The following is a 26,743-nucleotide window of genomic DNA, read 5'->3' as shown; positions in this document are numbered from 1 at the left end:
GCGTGCACGCCGGGGAAGATGTCAAGTTGCGGGGTGGACGATCCCCGGTCGCGGAAGGAGACCTCGGTTTGCCTGAATCCGCGTATCCACCCCCCGTGCGGCCTCCGCGCAAGCCCTCTGTCGCCTCCGCGGCCCGTCCGGGGGAGCCGTCCGGCAAGAGTGCGCCCATGGTCGTCGCCGTGGTGCTCGCCACGACCCCGGCGACCCGGCTGCTCTGCCTGGAAGGCACGCTGGTCGATCGGCTGAGCCGCCAGCTCTCGGCGCTCGGGGCGCAGCGGATTCACATCGTCACCCGGCCCGTGGAGCGCCGCGCCGTCCCTTCCCGCCCCGCCTTGGCACCACTCGAGACGACCGCGGCGGACACATCCGCGGTAGAGACGGCGGCGGACCCATCCGCGGTTGAGGTGAGGCCGGTGGATCTGAGCTCGGGGGAGGAGACGGTGGTGGACCTGCCACCGATCGAGGCTGTGAGCCTGCCTCCGATTGGGTCGACGGCGAGGGCGGATGGGGCCCGGTCCAGTGTCATCCGCAGTTCGGGGTTCACCGGCGATCTGCGGGCGGTGGCCGCCATCGCGCGGGCCGGTACCGGCCCGGTGGCCGTGCTGCCGGGTGACCTGGTCGCCCACACCGAGGCCCTCGCCCTGCTGTTGGCCGATCCCGGGCGGGGCACCGGCGCGCTGATCTCTCCCGGGCACGACCTCCCGTCCAATGGCGGCGGCCCGGCTCAGGCGACCGGCGGCGGGCCGATTCCGTTCAATGGCGGCGGCCCGGCTCCGGCGACCGGCGGCGGGCCGGTTTCGGCGGGCGCGCCGGTCCGGGCGGAGCGGGGGAAGGTGATCGCCGCGGGCAACTCCTTCCACACCGTGGCGGGGCCCAACGGCGCCTTCCGCGGCGTCCTGCACGTGGGCGAGGCCGATCTGCCGAGGTTCGCCGAGGTGGCCGACGAGCTGGCCGACCTGGCCCGCGATCGCCGTCTGGGCGGCGCGGACGAGGCCGAGGTGGCCGAGTTGCTGCTGGCGGGGCTCGTCCGGGTCGGCGTCGCCGTACGGGCGGTGCCTCTGGGGCGGCTCCACTGCGCCAGGATGGCCGGGCAGCAAGGCGCCGACGCGGCCATGGCCAGGCTGGCCGAGGTGGACGAGGATCATGCCCGCCTGGCGGCGGCGATCAAGTCCGAGGACGGTTTCGTCGCGACCTATCTGGTGAGCTCCTGGTCGGGCCATGTCGTGCGGATGGCAGCGCGGCTGGGGCTCACGCCGAATGCCGTGACGGGCCTGTCGGTCGGCCTTGCGGCCTTGGCGGCCGTCGCCTTCTCCGCCGGGGAGCGCCGCGCGCAGCTCGCCGGCGCCGTGCTGCTCTACCTGTCGTTCGTCCTCGACTGCGTGGACGGGCAGCTGGCGCGCTACACCCGGATGTTCTCGCCCCTCGGCGCCTGGCTGGACGCCACGTTCGACCGCGTCAAGGAGTACTTGGTCTACGTGGGGCTCGCCCTCGGGTACGCCGGCGGTGTCGAGCGGGGCGCCATGGGGCCGGACGGCATCTGGGCCCTGGCGGTGGCCGCCATGCTGGTGCAGGCCATCCGGCACATGATCGACTTCTCGTACGCCGGGGCGCGAGCGGACGCGTCCGGCGACGGCGGCGGGCCGGTGGTGCGGCTCTCCGCGCGGCTCGACCGCAACACGGCCTTGCGCTGGCTGAAGAAGGTGATCGTCCTGCCCATCGGCGAGCGGATGGTGCTGATCGCCGTGACCGCCGGGCTGTTCAACGCGCGCGTGACCTTCCTCGCGCTGCTGGCCTGGGGCGGGGTCGCGGCGCTGTACACGCTGACCGGCAGGACGGCGAGGTCTCTTTGACCACGACCAGGATGCACATGACGCGGGTGCCGCGCAGCTCCGTGGTCACCTACCGTGACGACGGGGTCCTCGCGCGCGGCATGGGCGTGCTCGTCGCGGGCCAGCTCCCGCCGCTGCCGCCCGCGCTCGCCGGCGCGTTCGTGACGGGCGTGATGCTGTTCCTCGGGGTCGCGGGCAACGACGGGCCGGCCGTCTTCGCGCCGGCCGTGGCGCTGCTGCTGGCCGGGATGGGCAGCTCACACCCGCATGACGGGCGGCTCGACTGGCTGGTGCCGCCGGTCCTGCGCCTCACCGAGTACGGCTTCATCGCCTGCGTGGGCTTCGCCTGGGACGTGCCCCGGGTGCTGTTGTACGTCCTGCTGGGCGCGATCCTGTTCCACCACTACGACGTCGTGTACCGCTGCCGGCAGCACGTGTATCCGCCGCCCTGGCTGGCCTCGGCCGGTCTGGGCTGGGAGGGGCGCATGCTCCTGGTCGCCATGGGGGCCCTGCTCGGCGTCGTCACCCCGGTGTTCGCGCTGGCGGCGTTCTACCTGGCGGCGCTGTTCTGCTGGGAGAGCCTCACCTGCTGGCTGGCCGCGCCGCGATCGGGCGTCGAGGCCGCCGACCTCGGCGGCGAGGACTGACGGCTCCGTCGCCACCGGCCAGGACTGACGCTCCTCGCCACCGGGCACGATCGGCGGCTTCGCCACCAGGCCCGTCGGCGGCTTTGCCACCGGCGGGGACTGGCCGCTCCTTCGCGGGGCAGCGGGGTGGGCGGCGGCGGTACGGTGGCGGTCCGAGTCCCGGACGCGCATTGCCAACGTTTGGTCGTGTAACGGAATAGGTGAACTCGGGATTACACGATCACCACCTGTAGGCAACTAACCTTTGGCCTACAGATTCTGGCTTGATTGAGGAGTGCACGTTGCTGGGAATGGTGCTGGCCGCCGGGGCCGGACGACGCCTGCGGCCGTACACCGACACGCTGCCCAAAGCGCTCGTGCCGGTCGACGGAGAGACCACGATCCTGGACATCGCCCTGCGGAACCTCGCGGCGGTGGACCTCCGGGACGTCGTGGTGATCATCGGCTACGCGGCGCAGGCGGTCCACGACCGCAAGGCCGAGCTCGAGCGGCGGCATGACGTGAAGCTCACCCTCGTGCACAACGACAAGGCGGAGGAGTGGAACAACGCCTACTCCCTGTGGTGCGCGCGCGACCACTTCTCCGAGGGCGCCCTCCTGGTGAACGGTGACACCGTCCACCCGGTCTCGGTCGAGCGCACGCTGCTGTCGGCGCCGGTGACCAGCGACATCCTCCTCGCCGTCGACAACGTCAAGTCGCTCGCCGACGAGGAGATGAAGGTCACCCTCGACGAGTCGGGCCACCTGCGGCGGATCACCAAGCTGATGGACCCCGCCGACGCGTTCGGCGAGTACATCGGCGCCACGCTCATCCGCCCGGGAGCCGCCGACCGTCTCGCGGACGCGCTGAAGGCCACGTTCGAGCGCGACCCGCAGCTCTACTACGAGGACGGGTACGGCGAGATGGTGGCCCGCGGCGAGAAGATCGCCGTCGCCCCCATCGGCAAGGTCGACTGGGTGGAAGTGGACAACCACGACGACCTCGCCAGAGCCAGGGAGATCGCGTGCACCTACTAGGCGAGCCGCCGGCGGGTTCCCGGCCGGCCCCTGGCGGGACTATGGGCTGGGGGCGGGCATGCCGCTGCTAGCGCGAATGCTCATGGCGCCGCTGACCGTCGACGTCCGCAGGGGCGCGGTGGCCCAGCTCGGCGCGCTGCTCTCCGACAGCCGGGTGGCCACCTCGGGCCGGGTCGCGGTCGCGGTCGGCGCCGGGCAGGGTGACCACATCTCCGGGCTGATCGCGCCGACGCTGGGCGAGGCGGAGGTCTTCCGGGTGCCCGACGGCTCGGTGGACTCCGCCGTCTCGCTGGGCGCCGACCTGCGCAAGGGCGCGTACGAGGCCGTGGTCGGCATCGGCGGGGGCAAGACGATCGACGTGACGAAGTACGCCGCGTCGCTCGCCGGGATCCCGATGGTGGCCGTGGCCACGAACCTCTCGCACGACGGCATCTGCTCCCCGGTCTCCTCGCTGGAGCACGAGGGGGGCAAGGGGTCGTTCGGCGTGCCGATGCCGCTAGCGATCCTCGTCGACCTGGACTTCGTGCACGGCGCGCCCCCCTCGCTCGTACGGGCGGGCGTGGGCGACGTGATCAGCAACCTGTCCGCCATCGAGGACTGGCAGCTCGGCAACGTCGAGCGCGGCGAGCCCATCGACGGCCTGGCCGTCTCCATGGCCCGCACCAGCGCCGAGGCCGTGCTCGGGCGCGGCGACTCGATCGAGTCCGACGCGTTCCTCACGGTCCTGGCCGAGTCGCTGATCCTCTCGGGCATGTCCATGGTCGTGGCCGGTTCGTCCCGTCCCAGCAGCGGTGGGGATCATGAGATCCTGCATGCCGTGAACCAGCTCTTTCCAGGCATCTCCAACCACGGCGAGCTCGCCGGCATCGGGACGGCCTTCTGCTTCTTCCTGCGGAAGGACGAGCGCCGGCTTTCGCTGGTGGCCGACTGCCTGCGCCGTCACGACCTGCCGGCCACGCCCGGCGACGTCGGGCTGACGGCCGAGCAGTTCACCACCGCGGTGATGCTGGCGCCGTCGACCCGTCCCGGGCGATACACGATCCTTGAGCACCTGCGCCTCTCCGAGGCCGAAGTGCGCGACCGGGTGGAGGAATATGTCCGGGCCGTCGGTCATTGAGCTGCGCGCGATCGCGCAGCCCCAGACCACCATGGATCGCAACTCCGGCGAGCACTGGGCCGGCGCGCTCTACATGCGCAAGCTGTCCATCTATGTGACGTGGGCGCTGGCCCGCACGCCCATCTCCCCGAACCAGGTCACCGGGCTGATGATCCTGGCCGGGCTGCTCGCCGGCGTGGTGCTGGCCCTGCCGGGCCTGTGGGCGGCGGTCGCGGCGGCCGTGCTGATCCAGATCTACCTGCTGCTCGACTGCTCCGATGGTGAGCTGGCGCGGTGGACCCACCGCACCTCCATCACCGGCGTCTACCTCGACCGGGTCGGCCACTACTTCGCCGAGGCGGCGCTGCTGATCGGCCTGGGGTTCCGTGCCTCGAACACGCTGCCCGACTGGTACACCGTGCTCGGGTTCGCCGCCGCGCTCGGCGCCATCCTGATCAAGTCGGAGACCGACCTGGTGGACGTCGCCCGCGCCCGTTCGGGGCTGGTGGCGACCACGGAGGCGGCGGCCGAGCACTTCCAGTCGCGGCGGCTCGGCCTGGCGCGGAAGGCCGCGGCGGCGCTGCGCTTCCACCGCGTCATCCAGGCCGTCGAGCTCTCGATCATCGCCGTGCTCGCCGCGATCTGGGACGCGGTCGCGGGCGACCTGACGGCCACCCAGGTGCTGACCGTGGCGTGCGTCGTGTTCGCGGGGCTGCAGACCGTTCTCCACCTGGTGAGCATCCTCGCGTCGAGGCGACTGGCATGAGATGAGGGCGGGCGGCTTGCGTGAGATGAGGTCGAATCGGCTTGCGTGAGATGAGAACGCATCGGAACCGTCGGCGGCCCTCCGGCGTCGTATCTCTGTCAAGAGCCGCCACCAGACTCACCATCGCTGTTTGGCCGGGGTTCGCCGACAGTTCCGATACCCTTATTCCGCAGTACCCAGCGACACCCCGGATTGCCCGCTCAGACAGACTCGGTGATCATGACTCCATGCGTTCTCCATGCGTCGAGGCGATGACGCGTTGAAGATCTCGTGTGTCATCCTCACCATGGGCAATCGGGTCGCCGAGCTTGACCGGGCCGTCGAGTCGGCGCTCATGCAGACCGACGGCGACGTCGAGGTCATCGTCGTGGGCAACGGCGCCGACGTGCCGGAGCTCGCGGAGGTGCCCCAGCACGGCTCCGCCTCGGTGCGCACCGTGCGCGTCCCGCACAACGTCGGCATCCCCGAGGGGCGCAACCACGGCGTCCGCGAGTGCACCGGCGACGTCGTCCTGTTCCTCGACGATGACGGCTGGTACGCCGACGACAAGGTGGCCGCGCACGTCCGCGAGCGCTTCGCGGCCGAGCCGGACCTCGCGGTGATCTCCTTCCGGGTCATGGACCCTGACGGCGGTGTCGGCCAGCGGCGCCACGTGCCCCGGCTGCGTGCCGGCGACCCGCAGCGCTCCTCACCGGTGACCACGTTCCTCGGCGGCGCCTGCGCCATCAGACGTTCGGCGTTCCTGCAGGTGGGCGGCCTTCCGGGCCGTTTCTTCTATGCCCACGAGGAGACCGACCTGGCCTGGCGCCTGCTCGGCGAGGGTTACCGCATCGAGTACGACGCGGACGCCGTCATGTACCACCCGCAGGTCCCGCCGACGCGCCACGCCGACTTCTACCGGCTCAACGCGCGCAACCGGGTCTGGCTGGCCCGCCGCAACCTTCCCTGGCCGCTGGCGGTCCTCTACCTTCTCGACTGGATCCTGCTGACCCTGCTGCGCGAGCGGTCCTCGCTGGCGATCAAGTCGTGGTTCCGCGGCTTCAAGGAAGGGTTGCGCGAGCCGGCGGGGGAGCGCCGTCCGATGGCCTGGCGCACCGCCTGGCGCATGCTCCGCCTCGGCCGCCCCCCCATCGTCTGATCCTGAGGTCGGCGACGGTCAGATGGGGCACGATCTCCGCGAACCGCCCTCCGTACGGTGGGGCCTCCGGCCAGAGGGTCACCACGGCCTCGGTCAGCCTCTTGAACGGGTCGCCGGGTTCGGGAGCCAGGTACAGCACCTCAGGAAAGCGCCCGCAGCGGTCGAAACGTGCGGTGAACGCGGCATGGGCGATGAAGAGCCCACGTAATCGATCCATGACCAGGCCGTCGACCTTGCCGCTGTCGAGAAACGGGTACAGCACGGTCACGTGTGCCTGGACCCCCATGGCGGCGGCGCGATCGAAGCGCTCGCGCCAACGGCCGACGGCCGGCTCGGCCTCGGGCACTTTGACGACGAGCGCGGTCTGCCCTCCCCGGAACGGAACCTCGGCAGGATCCGTCATGGCCAGGCCTCCCTGCATCGAACCACCATGATCGTCCCTCCCCTTGTGCTCCGGCACCCAATTCTGCGCGGCCACATTCGGAACGGCGACCCGTTTTCACGGGCCGCACTGATCCGGCCCGGTGACCCACCCTCCGCCGAAGGCGGTTATCAGGCTCGGCCGTAGAGCATGGGGATGTCCACGAGCAGTACGTCCGGGTCCTGGCGGGCCTCGGCGCGCAGGGCCTCGTCGAAGCCGGCGCCGCTGTAGCAGGCGAGCGTGGTGGCCGAGGTGTCGTACCCCTTGGCCGACAGCAGATCGCGAGCCCGGCGCAGGCGGCCGAGGTGCCGAAGGTCCATGACCTTGTCCCACTTGGCCTCGCCGAGAGATCTGACCGCACGCGGCTCACCCGGGTGCGCCACGCCGAGGACGGCGATGTCCACGTCGATCTGGGACCTGTTGGCCGGGTCGCCCACCGTTCCGGCCACGACCTCGCCGACGCCGCCCGCGCCGAAGTGCCGCCGCCCGTAGCGCAGGGCGTACTCCCTGCACAAGCTCTCGAAATGCGGTCCCATCACCTTGGACAGGAAGCGCTGGCGTGACCGTCCCCAGACCTCTTCGGCGAAACCGAGGCTGAGATCCGTCCACTCCGGTCGCATGATCGCCTGGTAGAAGGTGATCAGCGGCTCCGCGATGCGGTAGCGCGTCCGCCCGGACCGGAAGGCGTCCTTCTCCTTGACGAGCAGGCCGCAGTCTTCCAGGACGTTGAGCGGATGGGCGATGTCCGATGACTTGTGGCCGATGTGACTCGCTATGCCGCCCCAGGTGTTGTTGCCCTCCGCGACCGCGGCGAGGACCGAGTGGTACAGGGCGGGATCGCGAATGTCGGACTCCTCGGCGAGGAGGTATCTTCCTTCCCGGAAGAGGGACGTCCGTCGGTTGAGCACCGTGCGCACCACCCACGAGTCGAAGTCGTCGACCGACGCCGGCCGATCACCGGCCACGAACTCGTCCCGGTATGCGGGCGTGCCGCCGACGATCGCATGGAGCATCGCGGCCAGCCGAGGGTCGGACACCTCCCAGAAGTCGGCCGCCTCCCGGTACGGCAGTGACTGGACCACGAGCTCGAGACGTGCTCGCCCACGCAGCGGCGCCTGTCCCGCGAGCACCTTGCCCATCACCGACAGAGCGGAGCCACAGATCAGTAACCGGGCGTTGCTCGTGCCCCCGTGCGTACGGCCGCGTAGGTCGATCTCCTGCTTGAGGATGGACGGGATGGCGGGGTTGGCTTTCATCAGGTACGGGAACTCGTCGATGACCAGCGGCATCGGACGGTCCTTGGGTAGCGAGAAGAAGAACGTGAACGCGTCTCGCCAGTCCGCGAACGGGTAGCCCACCGGAGAGCCGGTGTGCCGGGCGAGCGCCATGCCGAACAGGCGGAGCAGTTCGACGTCCGTGCCCTCGGTCGCCTCGAAGTAGAACCCGCCGAGTGCTTCGGCCAGGGACCTGAGCAGAAAGGTCTTCCCCTGCCGCCGACGGCCGCTGACGACCCCGAACGCGACCTCGGCCTGCGAACCGGTCGCGAACGAGCTCAGTGCCTCCCATTCCCAGTCGCGATCGAAGATGTGCCCCGGCTTCTCCACCAAGAGTGATCACCCCGATACTGAAGTACAGTCCACTGAACTGTACTTCAGTACCTGCTCGACCCGCAGATGGAAGCCGCCCTGGCTGACCTCACAGTCGCTGGAGACAGCCCGGAGACAGCCATCCGCCACGCGGTGCTCACCGCGTGGCGGCTGCAGCGTGACGAACGCATCCGCGCCCAGGCCGAAGCCATCGCAGCCGACCCCGAGGATCAGGCCGAGATCCGTGCGATCCGGCACGAACTGGACGAGTTGCGTTCGTGGTGACCTGTACCGCTTGCGCACTCCTCGGGACGAGGACGTCGGCCGATCGGACATCTGCCCAGCTTTTGTTGGGTGTCATCCCCAGCGTTTGCCCGACTGATCCAGCATCGCGATGCCGCGCGCGGTAGCAGCAGGAGCGGCATCATGGATTCATGCAGCGTTTCGTCGATGATGACACTGGCTACCTGGAGTGGGTTAGGCGTCACCCCGATGGATTCGTCGTCAACACTTCGCGTAACCCCAGCCCCAGCTACCTTCGTCTGCACCGCGGCGACTGCGCCACGATCACGGGAAACCCGGCAAGAGGCGTGCGCTGGACAGTTGACTATGTGAAATTCTGCGGTGACCGAGGCGAACTGGAGTTGTGGGCCCGCACCGAGGTCGGCGGATACCTGCAGCCGTGTCCCCTTTGCCTGTGACCGTTCACGCGGGCGTACCTGGAGTGCGGTATGGGTCTGCCACGCGGTCAGCGGCATGAGCGGATATCGCGCTCATCGTTGAGTGTCTGGCCGGCGTTCAACCGTCGGTGGATAGCTGGTCGGTCGACGGGGGTGTTTGCGCCGTGGCGAGTGTCCGGAAACACGGGCGAAGCAGGTCGATGATCTGGTCGGGCGAGGCGTCGGCGAGCCGGCTGAGTCGAAGCAGGTAGCGCTCAATGATCACGCCGTGGACGATTGCGCTGAGCAGGCTGGCGCGCAGTTCGGCGTCGTGGGTGGGGATCGCGGCGGTGAGCTGGCTGAGCTGAGGCGCGCCTGCGGCCCGGTACCGGTCGGCGGCGTCGGCATTGGTGAGCATGGAGCGCAGGACGGCTAGCGAGGCCACCGGCTCGCTGTCCAGGCGCCTCGCCAGCGAGGTGAGCAACGCCTCGGCTACCTGTTCGGCAGTGCCGCTGGGCAACTCGTCGGCGGGCAGCTTGGCAGCGCGCGAGAAGAGTTCGTCCTTCGTGCCGAAGTAGTGCATGACAAGGCCAGCGTCGATGCCAGCGGCTGAGGCCACAGCACGGATCGTGGTGCGTTCGTAGCCGAGTTCGGCGAACATTTGGCGAGCCGCGGCGAGAATGCGCGCCTCGGTCTGGCGGCGTTGCTGCGCCCGGGTCGGCCGGGCGCTCGGATCGGTCACCTGCTCATTCTACGGTCGTTGACAGAAGCGAGCCTTCGTTCTACGGTCGTTCAATCAACGTTCGTTGAACGAAGGATGGGCGATGACCGTCACGTCGCGCGAGATCGTCGGGCAAATGCTACGAGCGGGCCGCGAACTGGATATCGAGACGTTTGTGGGGTTGATGGCACCCGATGGATACATCGAGTGGCCGTACCGGCCTTCGGGCGCGCCCGCGCGGTTGCGGGGCCGCACGGAGATCCACAGGCATCTAACCGAGGCGGCCAAAGCGCTCATAAGGTTCGACGAATACCGCAACGTAGTGATGCATGAGACCACAGATCCGGAGGTGATCATCGTGGAGTATGAAGCGCACGGAACCGTTGTCCCGACTGGCGCGCCGTTCCACCAAACAGTCATCGCCGTATTCCGGGTCCAGAACGGTCAGATCCTGTCCTACCGCGACTACATCAACCCGCTGCCCTTGATGGAGGCGCTCGCGAGCATCACAGGCACGACCCAAGCCGGTTCGTAGGCACGCGGCCGCATACCTGCTGCCTCACGGCGGGCGCCACGCCGGGCCCGGTGCCCGCCTCGGCAACGTCCGCTCATCGGCTACTTGTTAACTGGCGGTACGACCGCAGCCCGGCCAGGCTTGGTCGAGGTGACCGGCGGGGTAGCTCTCACATGCGGCTGCCCACCGCGGTTTGGTATGGCTCACTCATGGCATGCACCCCCATTCGTCTCGGCGATCAAGGTCGGTAAGCCGAGTTGACCGGTCCGTCCTGTCAGCGTCTCAGTGACCTGGCGGGTGGTGTTTCGATTACGTCAGGAGGCGTGCGGGCTGGGCTCCGGGGTGCCGTTCAGCCAGATGCAGGGAGAGGTAGCACCCAGGGCCAACACATCGTTGTCGGAATGATCGACTGAGAGCAGGAAGTCGTCGGGCCGAGAACGCCCTGAGATGACGGTGCCGGTCTCGGAGACTCCCTGAATGAGATGGCCCTGCTGCTCCCAGTACGCCTTGACCTGCTTTGCGACATTGGTGATCTTGTCCTTGGGGATATCGCGTAGGAAATACGTGCGGCTGATCACTACGCGGTCCTCGGAACCACCGTCGGTGGGATCAAGGCAACTACCAACGTTAAGACTGGGCCGGTAGAGATCCAGTCGGGGCATGGGCGTTAGCGCGTTGGCCGTGTCATGGATGAGTTGTTCTATCCGGGCCACCGCCTCATCCTGGGTCAGCGTCGGTTTGTCCACGGCCTTTCCTCCTCGTACGCAACCTGCGGCGAGCGCCACAATGGCGATGATCACTATGATTAGCCGTCGCATCTGATCTCCTAATCTCCCGCTGGTGATGGCGAGGGAAGTGGGCGTGGCGAAGGGCTCATCGTGGGCGCAGGGCTCGGGGTTGGCGGTGCGCTGGGCGTCGTCGTCGGCGTGGGTGTTGCTGATGGGGTGAAGGTCGGAAATGGGAGCAGCTTGTTGTACTGACCGTTGACGAGATATCCGAGGTTCTTCAAGGAGGTCGACTGGTAGTCCCAATAGCTGGAGTGCCCCTTGAACGTGTACGTTGGATCGCTGGTTTCTTCGACGTAAAAGTGCTTGGCGCCGAAATGGCCAGTGCTGGGGTCGCTGCCAAAGGGGCCTAACCCGGCCATGATGCCTACGAGGCTCGGATTCACATGTCCTATGTCTCCCACAGGATCGTTAGGCGCCTCACCGACCCAAACTTGATCGACGTTCAGCTCCTTGGCTCGCAGCGCACCGACTCCTGGACTGCCCACGAAGATGACCTGGTCGGCGAAGCGGCCGGGGCGGAAGCGGGCCGCCACACCTGTTACGAGCGATCCGTAGCTGTGCCCGAGCACGGTCAGCCTGACATCGGAGCCCGGTCGGTGAGACGCGTGAAGACCGTCGGTGAAGCCTGCCAGCTCTGGTGCTCCTGCCAGTGCTGCCACCGGTAAAGCAACCGAGTGTTTGGGCTCCAGAGTCGACTCCCACTGTGGGGCTTCATAACCGAGCCAGATCATGGAGGCCACATTCTTGTCCTGAACCGATAGATTGGCCTGATCCCATAGTCCTGCCGCGCGTTTGGCGTCGCCGTAGATGCCGGTCAGTTTTGAACCCGTTCCCGGGACGTAGGTGACGATGTTGTCAGCATCGTCCGGGTTGCCGAAGGAGATGGCGGTCTTGCCTAGGCCGCCCAGTTCGAGGGTGACCAGGAATGCCGGGGCGCGGCCGTTCTGGCCGCCGAGTTGGAGGCTCTGGCTCACGGCCTTGATCTGGTCGAGTTTGAGCCGCAACTGCTCGATCTCGTCTCCTGCCTTCCCCAGGGCGGTCAGCCGGGCCAGTTCCCCCCTGATCGCGGTTTCCTGGGCGCCGAGGTATTTGCGGTTGGCCTGGTCGCGGATGGTGGTCGGTAGGCCGTTCAGGCTGCCGAGGAGGTTGGGGGAGGCGGCGATGAGCTGGTCCTGGGTCGGTCTGCTGAGTTGGCGCCACCATACGTTGACCCGGGCGGCGAGAGTGGGATCTTTGGCGGCGTGCTGGAGGTCCAGGAGGCCGGTCAGGGCGGTGGTCTCGCCGGTGGCCGCGGCAGCCAGCAGCTTGTCGGCTCCGCTCGGGTCGGGTGCGTGGCCACCGAACAGGCCGAACGCGGCCATCGCGCGGGTGGCCACTCCGGAGTCCTGTTCCTTCTGGAGGAGAACCAGGCGTGACCGCAGGTCTCGGGCCTGCTCCTCCGCCCATGTGCCGGCGCCGGTCACCAGGTGGGCAGGCTGGGCGGGAAGGTGGAGGGCCGATAACTCCGCGCTGAGCCGCTGACCGGCCAGGGGGAGTTGCTGGCCGGCCTGCTGGAGGTCGGTGACCATGCGGGTCATGGCTTCGACGTTCATGCCGGCGAAGTCGCCGTGTCCTGCCGCGCTCAGGGTGCTGATCGAGGTGGTGAACGAGGGGTAGGACGCCTGGCCGCCCTCCTGCCGGATCCGGTCCACGATCCCATGGGCCGCCGCCTCGAAGGCGCGCTGGAGTGAAACGCGCTGTCCGGTCAGTGCCTGGGCGAACTTCGGCGCGCCCCCGCCGACCCAGGCGCTGGCCGACATGCATCGGGCACTCGAATCGAGCGCCCCGGTGTTCTCTGCGGCCAGCCGTGCGACCCGCGACAGAACGCCTTGCAGTTCGGTAACCCCCGTCGCCACAGCGAGTCAGCATCACATGACTGCCCGACCTGCGGCAAGATCTCGTACTAAATCGGCAGAGAAGTCGAATGCCGGATTAGTGATTATGTGAGGACTCTTTCGTGGGCCGTCCAGGACTCGGGCGCGGTCGCGGGCTACTCGGATCCGGGTGTGGTCTTGGGCGCCGTCGCCTTCTTGTGCCCGGCGTCCAGGATCACGATCACGGCCATGGCGACGATCATCTGGGCGAGGTGCAGAATGGATTACGCGAGCGATGGGACTTGACCGGAAACGGCCGCCTCGGGGGCGGGTCTCCGCTCGGCGGGGGGTTCACCATGGCGAAGCAAAGCGTCGCGGAACAGTTCGTCGATATTCTCTCGAAGGCCGGGGTCAGGCGACTGTACGGTGTCGTCGGGGACAGCCTCAATCCCGTCACCGACGCCGTACGCCGGAATGCCACCATCGAGTGGGTACAGGTGCGGCATGAGGAGGTCGCGGCGTTCGCGGCGGGGGCGGAGGCGCAACTCACCGGACGTCTCTGCGCATGTGCGGGCAGTTGCGGTCCGGGGCATCTGCATCTGATCAACGGCTTGTTCGACGCGCACCGAAGCATGGCGCCGGTGCTGGCGTTGGCCGCACACATCCCGAGCGCCGAGATCGGCACCGTCTACTTTCAGGAGACCCATCCCGACCGGTTGTTCGCCGAGTGCAGCCATTACTCGGAGCTGATCTCCCATCCGGCGCAGATGCCGCGGATCCTGCAAACCGCGATCCAGCACGCGGTCGGCCTTTCGGGGGTCGCCGTCGTGAGCATGTCGGGGGACATCGCCGGGCAGGACGCGCCTCAGCGGGCCGACGAGTTGGCTCTGGTCACCCGGCGACCGGCCGTACGTCCCGGAGAGGCCGAGATCGCCGCGCTGGCCCGGCTGGTCGACGAGGCGGAGGCGATCACGCTGTTCTGCGGCAGCGGGACCGCGGGTGCCCACGATGAGGTCATGGCCTTCGCCGAGCGCGTCAAGGCACCGGTCGGGCACGCGCTCCGCGGCAAGGAATGGATCCAGTACGACAACCCCTTCGATGTCGGAATGTCCGGGATGCTGGGCTACGGCGCCGCCTACGATGCGATGCACGAGGCCGACCTGCTCATCCTGCTGGGCACCGACTTCCCTTACACCGCGTTCCTGCCCGACGACGTGCGGATCGTCCAGGTCGACATCCGGCCCGAGCATCTGGGCCGCCGCTGCGCGCTGGCTCTGGCGGTCTGGGGCGATGTCCGCGAAACCCTGCACGCGTTGACGCCGCAGGTGCGGGAGAAGACCGATCGCCGGTTCCTCGACCGGATGCTGAACAAGCATGCCGCCGCCTTGGAGGGCGTCGTCGCCGCCTACACGCGGGACGTGGAACGGCACCGGCCGATCCATCCGGAGTACGCCGCCTCGATCCTGGACGAGGAGGCCGCCGACGACGCGATCTTCACCGTCGACACCGGCATGTGCAACGTCTGGGCGGCGCGCTACCTGTCCCCGAACGGCCGGCGCCGGATCATCGGGTCGTTCAACCACGGTTCCATGGCCAACGCCATGCCTCAGGCCATCGGCGCGCAGATGTCCGACCGCACCCGGCAGGTGGTCGCCCTGTCGGGCGACGGCGGCTTCTCGATGCTGATGGGCGACTTCCTCACGCTGACGCAGTACGACCTGCCGGTCAAGGTGGTGCTCTTCGACAACTCCGCGCTCGGCATGGTCGATCTTGAAATGATGGTCGCGGGCTTTCCGCCCTACGGCACGACCTATCCCCGCACCGACTACGCGGCCATCGCCCGCGCGGCCGGGGCCCACGGCGTGCGGGTCGAAGATCCGAAGGATGTACGAGACGCGATGCGCGAGACGCTGGACCACGACGGGCCGGCTCTCGTGGACCTCGTCACCGACCCCGACGCGCTCTCCATCCCACCGCATATCACCGGCCAGCAGCTGGCCGGCTTCGCGGTGACCACCAGCAAGCTCGTGCTCAACGGTGGCGTGGGCCGCATGATCCAGCTCGCCCGCTCCAACCTGCGCAACATTCCGCGCCCCTGACCGCGAGGGTCGTACCCCCGTGGGCCGCTCCGACGACCACCTAGGGAGTCCGTGATGGCGACGACACCGGAGACGGCGGCGCGCAGGTACGGCGCCGCACTGCTGGAAAACCCGCTGACGAACAAGGGCACCGCGTTCAGCGCGACCGAGCGTCGCGAGCTCGGGCTCGACGGCCTGCTCCCCCCTGTGATCGAGAGTCTTGACCAGCAGGCGGCGCGCGCGTACGAGGCGTACCGCGGCTACGACGCCAACCTGGCGAAGCACGTCTACCTGCGTGCCCTGCAGGACACGAACGAGGTGCTGTTCTACAACCTGCTCATCGAGCACGTCGAGGAGCTGCTACCGATCGTCTACACGCCGACGGTCGGGCTCGCCTGCCAGCGCTTCAGCAAGATCTATCGGCGCAGCCGCGGCCTGTTCCTGTCCTATCCGCATCGGGAGCGGCTGGCGGAGCTGCTGCGCAACCGGCCCAACCGTGCGGTGGACGTGATCGTCGTCACCGACGGGCAGCGGATCCTTGGTCTGGGTGACCAGGGAGCTGGTGGGCTGGGGATCCCGATCGGCAAGCTGTCCCTGTATACGGCGATAGGCGGCATCCACCCCGCCCGGACCCTGCCGATCGTGCTGGACGTCGGCACGAACAACGAGGAGCGGCTCGGCGATCCCGAGTACATCGGATGGCGGCACGAACGGATCGGCGACGATGACTATGACGACTACGTCGAGCGATTCGTGCGGGCGGTCGAGCAGGAGCTGCCAGGCACGCTGTTGCAGTGGGAGGACTTCGCCACCCCGCACGCACGCCCGATTCTGGATCGCTACCGTGATCGGCTCCTCACCTTCAACGACGACATCCAGGGCACGGCCGCGGTCGCGACCGGAGCGATCACCGGCGCCGTACGCGCCGCCGGCTCGCGGATGCGCGACCAGCGGATCGTGATGCTGGGCGCGGGCTCGGCGGGAATCGGCGTCGCCGACATGCTGCGTGTGCAGATGGCGACCGACGGCGTCTTCGACGCGGAGGCGCGCCGCCGCTTCTACGTAGTCGACGTCAACGGCCTGCTGACCGAGCACAGGACCGATCTCACTCCCGAACAGCGGGTCTACGCCCAGCCCGCCGAGACGATCGCCGGCTGGACGCGGACCGGCACCCGCGCGCCCGATCTGGCCGACGTGATCGCTAATGTGGACGCCACCATCTTGATCGGGCTGTCGACGGCGACCGGCGCCTTCAGCGAGCCGATCATTCGCGAGATGGCGCGGAAGGTCCGACGGCCGATCATCTTCCCGTTGTCCAATCCGACCTCGCGTTCGGAGGCCGACCCCGCCGATCTGGCCCGGTGGACGGAGGGACGGGTCCTGGTGGCCACAGGTTCGCCCTATCCGCCGCTGAAGATCGACGGCACCGAGGTTCCGGTCGCGCAGTGCAACAACGTGTTCATCTTCCCGGCCGTCGGCCTGGGCATCGTGACCTCGCGGGCCACGCGTGTGACCGACGGGATGTTGCAGGCGGCCGCCGGCGCCCTCGGCGAGCTGTCGCCGGCGCTCACCGCCGAGCGCGCGTCATTGCTTCCGCCGATCGGCGGGCTGCGCGGCGCTGCCGTTCATATCGCCACCGCCGTCGCGGTCACGGCCGTGCGCGAGGGCGTTGCGCCCCACGCGGGCGCGGATGAGCTGCGCGCACGGGTCGCCGCCACCCAGTGGGTCCCGAGATACGAAAACTGATGAACGAGCAGTCGGCGAGTGGGACGAGGCCTCGACGGGCCGGCGCCGCAGACAAGGACCCGCAGGGCTACGCCTTCCCCTCGGCCGGCAGGGTGGACGCCAGGTCGTGGGCGTTGGCCAAGGCGTCGGCCAGTTGCTCCCGTTCGGAGTGGTCCAGCGGGGTGTCGCGTACGCGAGCCAGTAGCCGTGCGCCCGGCCGCGCTCGCGAACGGCGCCGAGCACGAGCAGCCTGATAGCCGACACCTTCGACTCTCCCCGTTTCGGACCAGGTCCATCACCCAGAGATTAGTAACGTCCGTCGACTCGCTGGGATACCTCGCCGAAGACCCAGGGGGAGGTCTGGGCGATGAAGTCGGCGGGGAAGCCGGCCGGGAAGGCGGTCGCGTCCTCGAGCCGGGCCACCGCCTCCGGCGAGAGGGTGACCTCCAGCGCGCCGAGGTCGTCGGTGAGCTGGTCGAGGTTGCGCGCGCCGATGATGGGGTGCACGGCGCGCGACCGGACGCGGGTCCAGGCCAGGGCCACCTGCGAGGCGGTGACGCCAAGGTCGCCGGCGACCTGTTGCACCGCGCGCGCCACCGACAGGTCGTGCTCACTGATCGAGTCGGGAGCGTGCCGGGTGCCGGAGCCGGGGCCGCCGGGACGGGTGTACTTGCCCGACAGCACGCCCCCGCCGAGCGGGCTCCAGGCCGCCACGGTCAGGCCGAAGGCCTCGGCCATCGGCAGTAGTTCACGTTCGATGTCGCGGTTGAGCAGGCTGTAGGGCACCTGGAGACCGGCGAACGGTGTCCAGCCGCGCCACTCGGCCAGGGTGTTGGCCCGCGACACCACCCAGGCCGGGGCGTCAGAAATACCGATATAGAGCACCTTGCCGGCGGTGACGGCATCGTCCAGGGCGCGCATGGTCTCTTCGATCGGGGTGTGCCGGTCCCACAGGTGCACCCAGTACACGTCCAGGTGGTCGGTACGCAGCCGGCGCAGGCTGGTCTCCAGCGAACCGGTCAGGTTCTTGCGGTGGTTGCCGGCGGCGTTGGGGTCGGCGCCGTCCCGCGTGACCGTGTACTTGGAGGCCAGGACGAACCGCTCCCGGCGGCCGGTGAGGAGTTCTCCGAGGTACTCCTCGCTGGCGCCGCCCCGGTAGTTGATCGCGGTGTCGACGACGTTGCCACCGGCGTCGGCCTGTCGCCGGACGTGATCGTCGACCTCGCGCTGCGGATCGTCGACGAGGAAGGCGCGGCCGCGCTCACCCTGTCGGCGGTGGCCGGCCGCGCGGGGGTCGCCACGCCGTCCCTCTGCAAGCACGTGCGCAACCTCGCGGAGCTCAACGTGCTGGTGTCCATCCGGGTCATGGACGAACTGGCGGACCGGCTGCGCGAGGCCGTGCTCGGCCGTTCAGGCGACCAGGCGCTGCGCGCCTTCATGGACGCCTACCGCGGTTACGTCGTGGCCAACCCCGGCCGCTACGCCGCCATGATCCAGACCGGGATGCCCGAGTCGGCCGAACTGGCCGAGGCGGGTGAGCGGCTGGTCGACATCGTGCTCGCCACCCTCCGCGAGTACGGGCTGGAGGGGGCGGACGCCATCCACGCGACACGCTGCCTGCGCGCGGCCGTCCACGGCTTCACGGTTCTGGAGTCCGCAGGCGGCTTCGGCCGCCCCGTCAACCTGGACGACACCTACGATCTGCTGACACACATGCTCATCACAGGCCTGCCGAAGCCGGCGGCTCCGCATCCTTGAAGCTCATGGTGAGGTGGGAGACCGTGGCGGTGAAGAGGGCGTGTTTGGGGAGGCCCAGTTCGCTGAGTTCCTTGGCGATGGGGTGGTTGCCGAGCCTGATCAAGGCTCCGCCGGGACGGGTGCGGATGCCGTGGGGACGCATGGTCCACGGGATGCGCCGGGTCACCCCGTCGAGGCGGGTGTAGGCGTCCAGGGAGACGGGGCCGGTGCCCGGGACGGGCATGCCGGGGCGGATCAGCAGATCGATCACGAGGCGGCCGTCCTTGCGCAGGATGCAGCGCTTGTAGGGGGAGGAGAGCCGGATGTCGACCTCGGCCAGTTCCTTCGGGAAGCCCCAGAGCGCGCGGCCGGCCTCCAGGGTGAAGCCCTGGTCGACCGGTAGCCAGTGGACGAAGGCCCCGGCGCCGTGCAGGTGGAGATCTTTGAGCCCGGACAGCGCGCTCCGCGCGGGCGGGCGGGCGGCGCCGGGAGGACGGACCATGAACCCCACGCCGAACTCGTTGTAGGAGCCGAGGTCGCTGTCGGCGTACTGGACGAATCCCAGGATGCACAGCGCCTTGCCGGGGAGCACCTCGGTGACGTCGAGGTCCGCGTAGGCGAGCACGGCGCGGGCGGCGTCCGCCCGTACGAGGTACATCGCGGTGCAGACCGCGGCGTCCCTGACCTCCACGGGGAGAGTGACCGGACGCCCTTGGACGAGATGGCTGGCCATGACTTCCAGTACACCAACCCGAGGTTCGGGGCGCCAGCCGTACAGAAGCCGTAGATCGGACGGCTTGTCGGCCGGAGCGGCGGGGCAGGAGGGCCGGGACGGCCTCGTGGCCGGATCCGGGTGGCCTTCGGGGGTCAGGCCAGGGCGGCCTGGTGGAAGCGGGGGGACAGGGCGGGGGCGGCCCACTCCTCGAGGTGGGACACGAAGTCGCGGGCCTGGTCGGGCCAGTGGTAGTGGCCCCGGGCCTCGGCGTACCCTCGGGCGCTCATCACGGTCCGCCGCTCGGGGTCGTCCCGCAGCCGCAGCACGGCCTGCAGGGTCGCCTCCACGTCGCCGTAGGGGACGATCATGCCGCAGTCGGCCCGCCCGACGATCGAGGCCGCCAGCGGCAGCGGGGTGGTGATCACCGGCACGCCCCTGGCCATGTACTCGATGACCTTGGTGGGCAGGGACTGCCGGTAGTTGGGCACGTCGTGCAGCAGCGAGAGCCCCGCGAGCGCGCCCTGGGCCATGCGAAGCGCGTGGTTGTTGGGCACGTAACCGAACCAGTCGAGCAGCCCTTCGCGTTGCGCGTCGCGCAGGAGCGGGCGGACCGCGGCGTCGGCGGCTCCGATGAGGTCCAGCCGGATCCCGTGCGGCTTCAGCCTGCGGGCCAGTTGGATCATCTCCACCACGCCCCTGGCCTCGGAGAGCTGCCCGACGTAGACGATGCGGTTCGCGCCTGGCGGGGGCGGAGGCGTCTCGGGCACGTATGTGGTGTTCGGCACCACCGGATGGTCCCCGGTGAAGCGGTCGCGGTAGGCGGCCTCGGCCAGGATCAGGTGCAGGCGGCGTTCCGCCCGGGTCTCGATCCGGTGGAGCAGGCCCGGCAGCATGCCGCGCGCGGCCGCGGGAAGGTAGTCCTTGGTCTCCAGGGCGCCCACGATGTCCTCGTGCACGTCCCAGACCGTCGTCGGGCGCCGTCGCGGCAGGGCGAACAGCAGCTCGATGTCGTGGATCAGCAGCAGGTCGGCGTCCTTCGCGCCCTTCTTGAGCGCCCCGCGCGCCGCGTTGAGCGCATGTCCCCGGCGCAGTCCGACGGCGCGCGGCACGTCGATCGCGCGGATCTCCTGCGGCGGGGTGACGTTGCAGTGGGTGAACGGCGCGACATAGGTCACTTCGTGCCCGGCGTCGAGCAGCGCGCGGATCTGCCGGTGCATGATCCGCGCGTCCTCCGGGTGGTGGACGATCGTGCCGACACATACCTTCATGCGTCAATGCTGGGCGGTGTTCCCTTCCCGCCCGGATGCGGACCGTGAATCGCGGTGAAAATGCGGCTGAACATCCGCCTCTAGGTGGTGGCTTCCTTGGCCTGGCCGGACGGCCTGCGGTAGAGCCAGACCAGGCGCGGCTCCACCAGCCACTTGAACACCGCGCGTGTCTCCGGCAGGCACAGGACGATGGCCAGGGCGAAGGCGCTGCTCATGATGGCCATGACGCCGAGCGGCCCGTGCAGCCACGGGAAGCTCAGCCAGCCCATCTCCTTGGCGATCATCACGGGGATGCCGTGGAGCAGGTAGCAGTACAGCGTGCGGGTGCCGAGGTCGGTGAACCAGGTCTTCTTGCGCGGGACCAGCGCCATGATCGCCGTCGAGACCGCAAGAGCGGCGATCAGCAGGCCCACGCGCATGGCCATGCCCATCCACCACGACAGGTGGAGCTCGGCGTAGCTGTCCTTGAAGTAGATCGGTTCGAGCGGCACGTGCGGCGCGATGAGGATCGCCACCCCGGCGGCCCCGGCGAGCACCCCGACCGACAAGATCTTGACCCAGGCGCGGTTGAGCATCTCGAAGTGGCGCGGCTGCAGCCACAGGCCGAGCACGAAGAACGGCATGAGCCCGAAGAAGCGGTCCATGCTGAAGTCACCGGGCAGGTCGGACAGGCCGGCGAGCAGGTAGACGGCGACCGCGATCGGCAGCGGGTAGCGCATGCGCTTCCACACGGGCGTGGAAAGCCGCCACAGCAGCAGGGCCAGCAGGTACCAGTTGAGCCAGGCCGGGTCGATGATCGTCAGGCTCCACTTGTGGCCGAGCGCGAAGCGGAGCACGGCGTACCCGACCTCGACGATCACGTACGGCACGAGGAAGGTGTCGACGAGCTTGTTCGTCTTGGCGTTGGAGTTCCAGAAGTTCCTGCTCAGGTAGCCGCTGATGACGACGAACAGCGGCATGTGGAACACGTAGATGAACAGGTAGGCCGAGCGGGACGAGTGCGCCGCCAGCGTCGGCACCAGCGCGTGCCCGGCGGGCACCAGCGCGATGAGCAGGAACTTCACGTTGTCGAGGTACGGCTCGCGGGCCCGCTTGACGGGCGCGGGCGCCGGGGTCTCCTCGGGCTCGGGCTCGGCGGAGCCCCAGGAGGCCATCGGGTGTCCAGGACCCTGGCCGGCCGGCTGCCCGGCCCAGGCCGCAGCGGGCCGAGCCGAAGCGGACGGACCTGAGGGCCCGAAGGGACCGGACGGGGAGTCCTGCGGGGCCGGTCGCCGCTGCCAGTACGAGAAGCCGTCCGAGGCCGGAGCCTCCGGCGGCGGCTGCTGCTCCCCCGGCGTGGGCGGCGCGGGCGGTGTCTCCCAGGCGGGCACCGGACGCCGCGACAGGGCGCGTCCGCGGGGGCCGGGCTGGGCCTCGCCGGGCGTGGAACCGACGGAGGACGAGGTGTCGCGCGCGGCGTCTGCGGAGGGCACGCGGCCTCCCGCCTCGGCCGGCGGCAGCACGCCGGACGCCTGGGCGGCCGGAGGGGCGTCCCAGGAGGGGCGGTCGAAAGTGAAGGTCTCCGGGTCTTCCTCGGCGGCCGGAGGAGCGGCGTGCGCGCCGTGCCGGGCGTGACCGGCACCGGGGCCGGTGTCGGCGCCCTCGGGCAGCGGCCACAGGGGCTCCCGGGCGTGCTCACTGGTCGAGACGCGCTGCCGGTCCCAGGCCCCCGTCGGCGGCGCCGCGTAGTCGGGAACGGGCCAGCGGGCGGTGGGCGCCTCCTCCTCGCCGATGTCGGAGCTCAGGCCGGTGTCCGAGCCGGGATCCATCGGCGCCTCTCCTCGTCCACCGGGCGGGCTTGCCTCGTCGGCGTCGGTGGAGACGCCGTCGGTGCGTGGAGCCGGAACCTGGAAGGAGGATCTGGTGTCACTCACGGGGGAAACGCTCAGCTATCTGTCGGGAGACCAGGGGTGGCTTCTGACTTGTGGAGGCGCCCCGCACCGAATTGGCGGAAACGGTACTCGGGGGCGCTTGCCAGATCATCCACCCTAACGCTCCCATCATCAAATGTCGCGACGGAGTCGGAAGTTCCCAGCACAGATCATGAGAACGGCCCGGTCCCGCAGGGGGATCGGGCCGTTCTCATGATCTGCTCAGGGCGCCTCGGAGGGCGGCCTGAGGCGCCTTGGAGGCAGGGTGCTCAGGTGCTGCAGACGTCGGTCTTGGAGTCGACCACGCGGGCGCTGTCGGGGATGGTGACCGGCACCTTGACGCCCTTGAAGTCGGCCCCGACGACCAGTTGGAGGATCGGGGACCCGGCCGGCGGCGTGGCCGTCGATGCGGCGGTGGCCGTGGGCGTCGCGGACGGGGTGAACGGCTGGAGCAACGCGGTCTTCACCTTGCCCCCCGCCGGGGTGACCTTGTTCAGCAGCTTGCCGACCACCGGAGCGGCGTAGTCGGCGCCGTCCTTGGCGTTCTTGGAGTACAGCAGCATGGTCTGCGGCCGGTCCGTTCCGTCGGCGTTCCGCGCGTCGCCGACCTGGGTGACCTTGAAGCCCTGCGCCGCCAGCGCCTCGGCGACCTCCTTGGCCTTGCCGGTGGTGTTGGTGCCGTTGACGACCTGGATGCGCACCTGGCTGGGCTTGATCGCGGGCTTGGCCGGGCCGCTGGAGGACGACGCGCTCGGCTTGGCGGACGGGGTGACCTCGATGTCGGTGCGGAGCGACTCGAACATCCGGCCCGCGTCCGGCTGCTTCCACTGGACGCGGTTCTTGTCCGCCGGGTACGGCTCCCAGGGAACCGTGACGAACTTGACGCCCTTGGCCGTGAGGCTGCGGGCGCTCTGCGCGATCTGGATCAGCGTGTCCACGTCGAGCTGCGGGTCCATCACGACCGAGTGGGCGCCGGCCTTGACGAGGTTCAGCAGCTTGGCCGGATTGGTGAGGGTGTCACCGCTGGTAGCCTTCTTGATCACCTGGGAGAGGAAGATCTGCTGCCGCTTGATGCGGCTGATGTCGCTGCCGTCGCCCAGGGAGTGCCGCGCGCGCACGTACGCGAGCGCGGTCTCGCCCTTCACGGTCTGCTTGCCGGCCGTCAGGTGGAGCTTGGCCTGACGGTCGTCGACCGCCGTGGGGACGCAGATCTCGATGCCTTCGAGCGCGTCGACGATGGCCTTGAAGCCGGTGAAGTCGACCTTGATGTAGTGGTCGACGCGGATGTTGGTGTTCGCCTCGATCGTGTTGATCGTGCAGGCCATGCCGCCCTCGTTGAAGGCGGAGTTGATCATGTCGAGGCGGGGCGGAAGGGCGACCTTGGTCCGGGCGTTCTTGCACGCCGGGATCTGCACCATCGAGTCGCGCGGAAAGCTGATCAGCGTCGCCTTGTCGCGGTTCGGTGAGACGTGCAGGAGGATGATCGTGTCGGTGCGCTCACCCTCGCCGGACATGTGCTGGCCGTACTTCTTGTTGTCGCCCGCACGGGAGTCGGAGCCGACCAGCAGGACGTTGAGCGCGCCCGTGGCGTTCACCGGACGGTTGGCGTTGAGGTCGGGGGTGACGTCTTCAACGCCGACCTCGCCGAGCACGTTGCGGTACAGCGTGTAGCCCGTGAGCGCCAGGAGCACCAGGACGCTGGTGAGCGCGATGCTGACCCAGGCCAGAACCCGCGAGCCGCCGGCGCTGCCGCGCGGGCCGTTCCCGCCGCCGCGACGGCGCCCGTGGCCGGGGTCCTCCGGCGGGGGAGGCGGCGGCTGTGCGGACCCGCCCCGCTGGCGGCGGCCGCCACGCGGCTCGTCGACCAGGGGAAGCTCCTGCGGCCCTGATGGGTGCGGCCCGTAGAGGTGCTCGTAGGGGTCCGGACGCTCCGACGGCGGCGGTTCATGAGGGACGCCCCTGCGACGGCGCGTCCCTTCCCGTGGGGAGGCGTCGATCGGAGGCTCGGGCGCGCGGCCGTGGCTCGACCTGCGGCCCGGCGTGGCCGGCTCGCCCGGTTGGTCCCTGACCGTGGCGCCGTATCGGTGGTCGCTCATTTCGTCATGAGATTAGGTCACCGGCCCGGTTCTGGGCAGCATGATCGGGTGAACAAGCGCATGATCATGAATACTCCAGAGGGATCGATCCGGCCGCCAAGCTTACCGACACGAGGGTATTTCCTGGAATATCGTAATCCGTGGCTTTACCTGAAGTTCACAGAATTCGCAGGTCATGACGTCTCTGACCGATCCGCCTGTCTCGCCGTCAGGAGCGCGGCGGCGAGGCACGCCAGCGGCACCGCCGGCAGGACGTAGCGGTAGTCGAACTCCGCCGTCGCCGCCGGGATGACCAGCAAGGACACCGAAGCGACCCACGGCAGCGCCCATGACGGGGCCCCCCACCTCCGCGCCCCGCTCCGCAGGCTCGGGACCGTCCGCGGACCGGACTGCTGGACGGCGGAGCGGTTCCCCTCGAGCGGCTGGACGGCGGAGCGGTTCCCCTCGAGCGGCTGGACGGCGTCGCGGTTCCCCTCGGAAGGGTGGGCGGCGCGGCGGCTCCTCCATGTGCTCGCGACCGCGACGGCCGGAGGCAGCAGGAGGATGGCCAGCAGCGCCGTGCCGGGCAGCCTGGCCACGTCCTGGTAGGCGCGCATCCATCCTGCGAACGGCTCGACGATGCGCGTCCCGATCGGCCCCTGCTCGTAGCGCACGGCGAGATCCGCGCCCACCATGGCGGGGTAGCGGCCGGGCGGCGCGGGCGTCCTCGCCGGGAACTCGTAGTAGTCGTAGATCTCCTGGTCGGGGTAGACGGGGCGGCCCCAGGTGAACGACCGGGCCAGCTCCGAGAGCACCGAGACGGCGTAGTCCACCGGCTGGCTGCGCAGCGCGAGGAACGCGAATCGCCCGGCGAGCCGGTCGGTCTCCTTGGTGAAGGTGATGCCGGGCAGCGCCACCAGCGGAGCGTCGGGAGCCCACACGAACTCCTGCGACGGCGGCCTGCGGGACGGCGGCCTGCCGTCGCACAGCACCGCGAGGTCCGGCGGCGGCCGCATGACCCCGCAGTCCGCGAACGACATCGTCCGGGCGTACAGGAACACCCCGTTGGAGCCCACGATGCCGAACCGGTGATAGGTGGCCGAGAACCACGCCGCATACCCCGCGATCGGCACCAACGCCACGACCACCAGCACCACCGCAAGACGCGCACCCGCCCAGCCGGAATGCGAGAGCAGCCTGCGGACGGGGGACACGGAGGTCACCTCGCGCCGGTCAGCGGTCCCCGCGCCAGGGCGGCGTGGGCCGGAGCGGCGCAACAGCAGCCACGCCGCCACCACCACTACCAGCGGCAGTCCCACCGTCCTGGTCAGAGTCGCGGCCCCCAGCAACGCACCGGCCGCACAGGTCCCGCGCCAGGTCGGGGTGCCGAGGAGGGTGCAGATCGTGGCCACGATGAGGAAGGCGAACAGGGTGTCGGAGACGAGGAGGTGCTCCAGTTCGATCTGGTAGGCGTCCAGCAGCACCGGCGCCGTGGCGAGCGTCGCCGCCCAGGCGCGTCCCCCGCGACGCAGGACGGTGGCGTACACGAGCACGCCCATGGCCAGGCCGAGCAGGTGCTGGACGGCGACCACGACCCCGAAAGCGTGGAACGGCTCCAGCAGGCGCAGGAACATCGAGTATCCGGCGGGACGCACCAGATCGGGCCGGGGCCGCAGCGCGGTCACCACGTAGGTGTAGGAGTCGGGGAACCACAGCGCCGGCCGGTAGCCGAGCATCGTCACCAGCCGCAGCGCCGCACCCAGCGACAGCACCACCAGGAACCACCGGTGTTCACGAGCGGCAGCCCGCAGGATCGCGTTCCGGGTGCTCGGAGACCGCAGGTGCGGCCAGGCGGTGCGCATGCGGGTGCCGCCCCGCTTACGGGCGCCGCCCAGCGCCGTGGGGGCCCGCTCGGCAGCGACCACTTCACCCCCGCTCGTCACTCCCCGGCAGAGCCCGGGGCCACCGAAGTCCCGCGCGACGCACCCGATCCGTCGACGCGAGATCCGGCCCGTACGTTACCCGTCCCCAGCCGGTACGTGCGCAGGTGCGCGGTGGGATGGTGGGTGGTGGGGGGAGTTGGGCCTGTAGGTGGGTGGGCGGGGCGCTGGGGGGTCGGCCGGCGGTTAGGCTCGCGGGGACTATGGATGGGGCCCGGTTCGATCGCTCTCGATGGCCGTCGGCGGGGCGGGTGCTCGCGG

At 69.5% G+C, this 26,743-nt stretch carries 22 protein-coding genes; 11 read left to right on the top strand and 11 right to left on the bottom strand.

Annotated features, from left to right (window positions below):
- Positions 1 to 68 precede the first annotated feature (68 nt).
- From MYF83_RS42870 to MYF83_RS19075, 6 genes are all read left to right on the top strand, one after another.
- Entirely contained in the window at positions 69 to 1,850 is a 1,782-nt protein-coding gene (locus tag MYF83_RS42870) for a CDP-alcohol phosphatidyltransferase family protein (RefSeq protein WP_279339745.1), read from the top strand.
- A gap of 17 nt (positions 1,851 to 1,867) precedes the next feature.
- The gene (locus MYF83_RS42865; protein WP_279339744.1) at positions 1,868 to 2,476 is read left to right on the top strand and encodes a DUF5941 domain-containing protein; all 609 of its coding nucleotides are present in this window, start codon (positions 1,868 to 1,870) and stop codon (positions 2,474 to 2,476) included.
- 281 nt (positions 2,477 to 2,757) lie between these two features.
- On the top strand, positions 2,758 to 3,492 hold the full coding sequence (locus MYF83_RS19090; RefSeq protein ID WP_248961822.1) for a phosphocholine cytidylyltransferase family protein: 735 nt from the start codon (positions 2,758 to 2,760) through the stop codon (positions 3,490 to 3,492).
- A 76-nt stretch (positions 3,493 to 3,568) separates the two neighbouring features.
- Positions 3,569 to 4,609 carry an iron-containing alcohol dehydrogenase family protein gene (locus tag MYF83_RS19085; RefSeq protein WP_248961879.1) on the top strand — a complete coding sequence of 347 codons (1,041 nt, stop codon included), beginning with the start codon at positions 3,569 to 3,571 and terminating at the stop codon, positions 4,607 to 4,609.
- Positions 4,587 to 5,354, top strand: a complete 768-nt coding sequence (locus MYF83_RS19080; protein ID WP_248961821.1) for a CDP-alcohol phosphatidyltransferase family protein — start codon at positions 4,587 to 4,589, stop codon at positions 5,352 to 5,354. Before MYF83_RS19085 ends, MYF83_RS19080 begins: the two co-directional genes overlap by 23 nt.
- Before the next feature lie 238 nt (positions 5,355 to 5,592).
- Positions 5,593 to 6,492: a glycosyltransferase family 2 protein gene (locus tag MYF83_RS19075; RefSeq protein WP_248961820.1), complete on the top strand. Its 900-nt coding sequence runs from the start codon at positions 5,593 to 5,595 to the stop codon at positions 6,490 to 6,492.
- Here MYF83_RS19075 and MYF83_RS44325 read toward each other — a convergent pair.
- Both MYF83_RS44325 and MYF83_RS19070 read right to left on the bottom strand, forming a co-directional pair.
- Positions 6,395 to 6,895, bottom strand: a complete 501-nt coding sequence (locus MYF83_RS44325; protein ID WP_372500192.1) for a 2'-5' RNA ligase family protein — start codon at positions 6,893 to 6,895, stop codon at positions 6,395 to 6,397. The genes MYF83_RS19075 and MYF83_RS44325 overlap by 98 nt on opposite strands.
- Before the next feature lie 149 nt (positions 6,896 to 7,044).
- On the bottom strand, positions 7,045 to 8,517 hold the full coding sequence (locus tag MYF83_RS19070; protein ID WP_248961878.1) for an AAA family ATPase: 1,473 nt from the start codon (positions 8,515 to 8,517) through the stop codon (positions 7,045 to 7,047).
- Positions 8,518 to 8,586: 69 nt separating this feature from the next.
- Between MYF83_RS19070 and MYF83_RS19065 the strand changes: the two genes are divergently transcribed.
- Positions 8,587 to 8,784 carry a hypothetical protein gene (locus tag MYF83_RS19065; RefSeq protein WP_248961819.1) on the top strand — a complete coding sequence of 66 codons (198 nt, stop codon included), beginning with the start codon at positions 8,587 to 8,589 and terminating at the stop codon, positions 8,782 to 8,784.
- Between the two features lie 513 nt (positions 8,785 to 9,297).
- Here MYF83_RS19065 and MYF83_RS19060 read toward each other — a convergent pair.
- Complete coding sequence (locus MYF83_RS19060; RefSeq protein WP_248961818.1) at positions 9,298 to 9,900, bottom strand: TetR/AcrR family transcriptional regulator; 603 nt, start codon at positions 9,898 to 9,900, stop codon at positions 9,298 to 9,300.
- Between the two features lie 82 nt (positions 9,901 to 9,982).
- Here MYF83_RS19060 and MYF83_RS19055 point away from each other — a divergent pair, with 82 nt between their 5' ends.
- Entirely contained in the window at positions 9,983 to 10,414 is a 432-nt protein-coding gene (locus MYF83_RS19055; protein ID WP_248961817.1) for a nuclear transport factor 2 family protein, read from the top strand.
- Between the two features lie 293 nt (positions 10,415 to 10,707).
- Here the strand turns inward: MYF83_RS19055 and MYF83_RS19050 are convergent, their stop codons facing one another.
- Both MYF83_RS19050 and MYF83_RS19045 read right to left on the bottom strand, forming a co-directional pair.
- On the bottom strand, positions 10,708 to 11,211 hold the full coding sequence (locus tag MYF83_RS19050; protein WP_248961816.1) for a hypothetical protein: 504 nt from the start codon (positions 11,209 to 11,211) through the stop codon (positions 10,708 to 10,710).
- 8 nt (positions 11,212 to 11,219) lie between these two features.
- Positions 11,220 to 13,076, bottom strand: coding sequence for an alpha/beta hydrolase (locus tag MYF83_RS19045; protein ID WP_248961815.1), 1,857 nt, complete (start codon positions 13,074 to 13,076; stop codon positions 11,220 to 11,222).
- A 314-nt stretch (positions 13,077 to 13,390) separates the two neighbouring features.
- Here MYF83_RS19045 and MYF83_RS19040 point away from each other — a divergent pair, with 314 nt between their 5' ends.
- Positions 13,391 to 15,133: a pyruvate dehydrogenase gene (locus MYF83_RS19040; RefSeq protein ID WP_248961814.1), complete on the top strand. Its 1,743-nt coding sequence runs from the start codon at positions 13,391 to 13,393 to the stop codon at positions 15,131 to 15,133.
- Between the two features lie 54 nt (positions 15,134 to 15,187).
- Positions 15,188 to 16,858 carry an NAD-dependent malic enzyme gene (locus MYF83_RS19035; protein ID WP_248961813.1) on the top strand — a complete coding sequence of 557 codons (1,671 nt, stop codon included), beginning with the start codon at positions 15,188 to 15,190 and terminating at the stop codon, positions 16,856 to 16,858.
- A gap of 285 nt (positions 16,859 to 17,143) precedes the next feature.
- Here MYF83_RS19035 and MYF83_RS19030 read toward each other — a convergent pair whose 3' ends face one another.
- A complete protein-coding gene (locus MYF83_RS19030; RefSeq protein ID WP_248961812.1) occupies positions 17,144 to 18,157 on the bottom strand; it encodes an aldo/keto reductase in 1,014 nt (337 codons plus the stop codon).
- Between MYF83_RS19030 and MYF83_RS19025 the strand changes: the two genes are divergently transcribed.
- Positions 18,158 to 18,595 (top strand): TetR-like C-terminal domain-containing protein, encoded by a 438-nt coding sequence (locus MYF83_RS19025; protein WP_248961811.1) that lies wholly within the window; start codon positions 18,158 to 18,160, stop codon positions 18,593 to 18,595. It abuts the gene before it with no gap.
- Here MYF83_RS19025 and MYF83_RS19020 read toward each other — a convergent pair.
- The 5 genes from MYF83_RS19020 to MYF83_RS19000 form a co-directional block, all read right to left on the bottom strand.
- Positions 18,558 to 19,307 (bottom strand): acetoacetate decarboxylase family protein, encoded by a 750-nt coding sequence (locus MYF83_RS19020; RefSeq protein WP_248961810.1) that lies wholly within the window; start codon positions 19,305 to 19,307, stop codon positions 18,558 to 18,560. The two genes, MYF83_RS19025 and MYF83_RS19020, sit on opposite strands and share 38 nt — an antisense overlap.
- 134 nt (positions 19,308 to 19,441) lie before the next feature.
- Positions 19,442 to 20,557 carry a glycosyltransferase gene (locus MYF83_RS19015; protein ID WP_248961809.1) on the bottom strand — a complete coding sequence of 372 codons (1,116 nt, stop codon included), beginning with the start codon at positions 20,555 to 20,557 and terminating at the stop codon, positions 19,442 to 19,444.
- Positions 20,558 to 20,637: 80 nt separating this feature from the next.
- A complete protein-coding gene (locus tag MYF83_RS43820) occupies positions 20,638 to 22,470 on the bottom strand; it encodes an acyltransferase family protein (RefSeq protein WP_248961808.1) in 1,833 nt (610 codons plus the stop codon).
- A 266-nt stretch (positions 22,471 to 22,736) separates the two neighbouring features.
- Positions 22,737 to 24,563, bottom strand: coding sequence for an LCP family protein (locus tag MYF83_RS19005; RefSeq protein WP_248961807.1), 1,827 nt, complete (start codon positions 24,561 to 24,563; stop codon positions 22,737 to 22,739).
- A gap of 173 nt (positions 24,564 to 24,736) precedes the next feature.
- The gene (locus tag MYF83_RS19000; protein WP_443729296.1) at positions 24,737 to 26,467 is read right to left on the bottom strand and encodes a phospholipid carrier-dependent glycosyltransferase; all 1,731 of its coding nucleotides are present in this window, start codon (positions 26,465 to 26,467) and stop codon (positions 24,737 to 24,739) included.
- Positions 26,468 to 26,743 lie beyond the last annotated feature (276 nt).

This window comes from Sphaerisporangium perillae, assembly GCF_023276435.1.
GTDB classification, from domain to species: Bacteria; Actinomycetota; Actinomycetes; order Streptosporangiales; family Streptosporangiaceae; genus Sphaerisporangium; species Sphaerisporangium perillae.
Note: the sequence above shows the minus strand (reverse complement) of the source record. Positions and strands in the feature narration are given on the sequence as shown.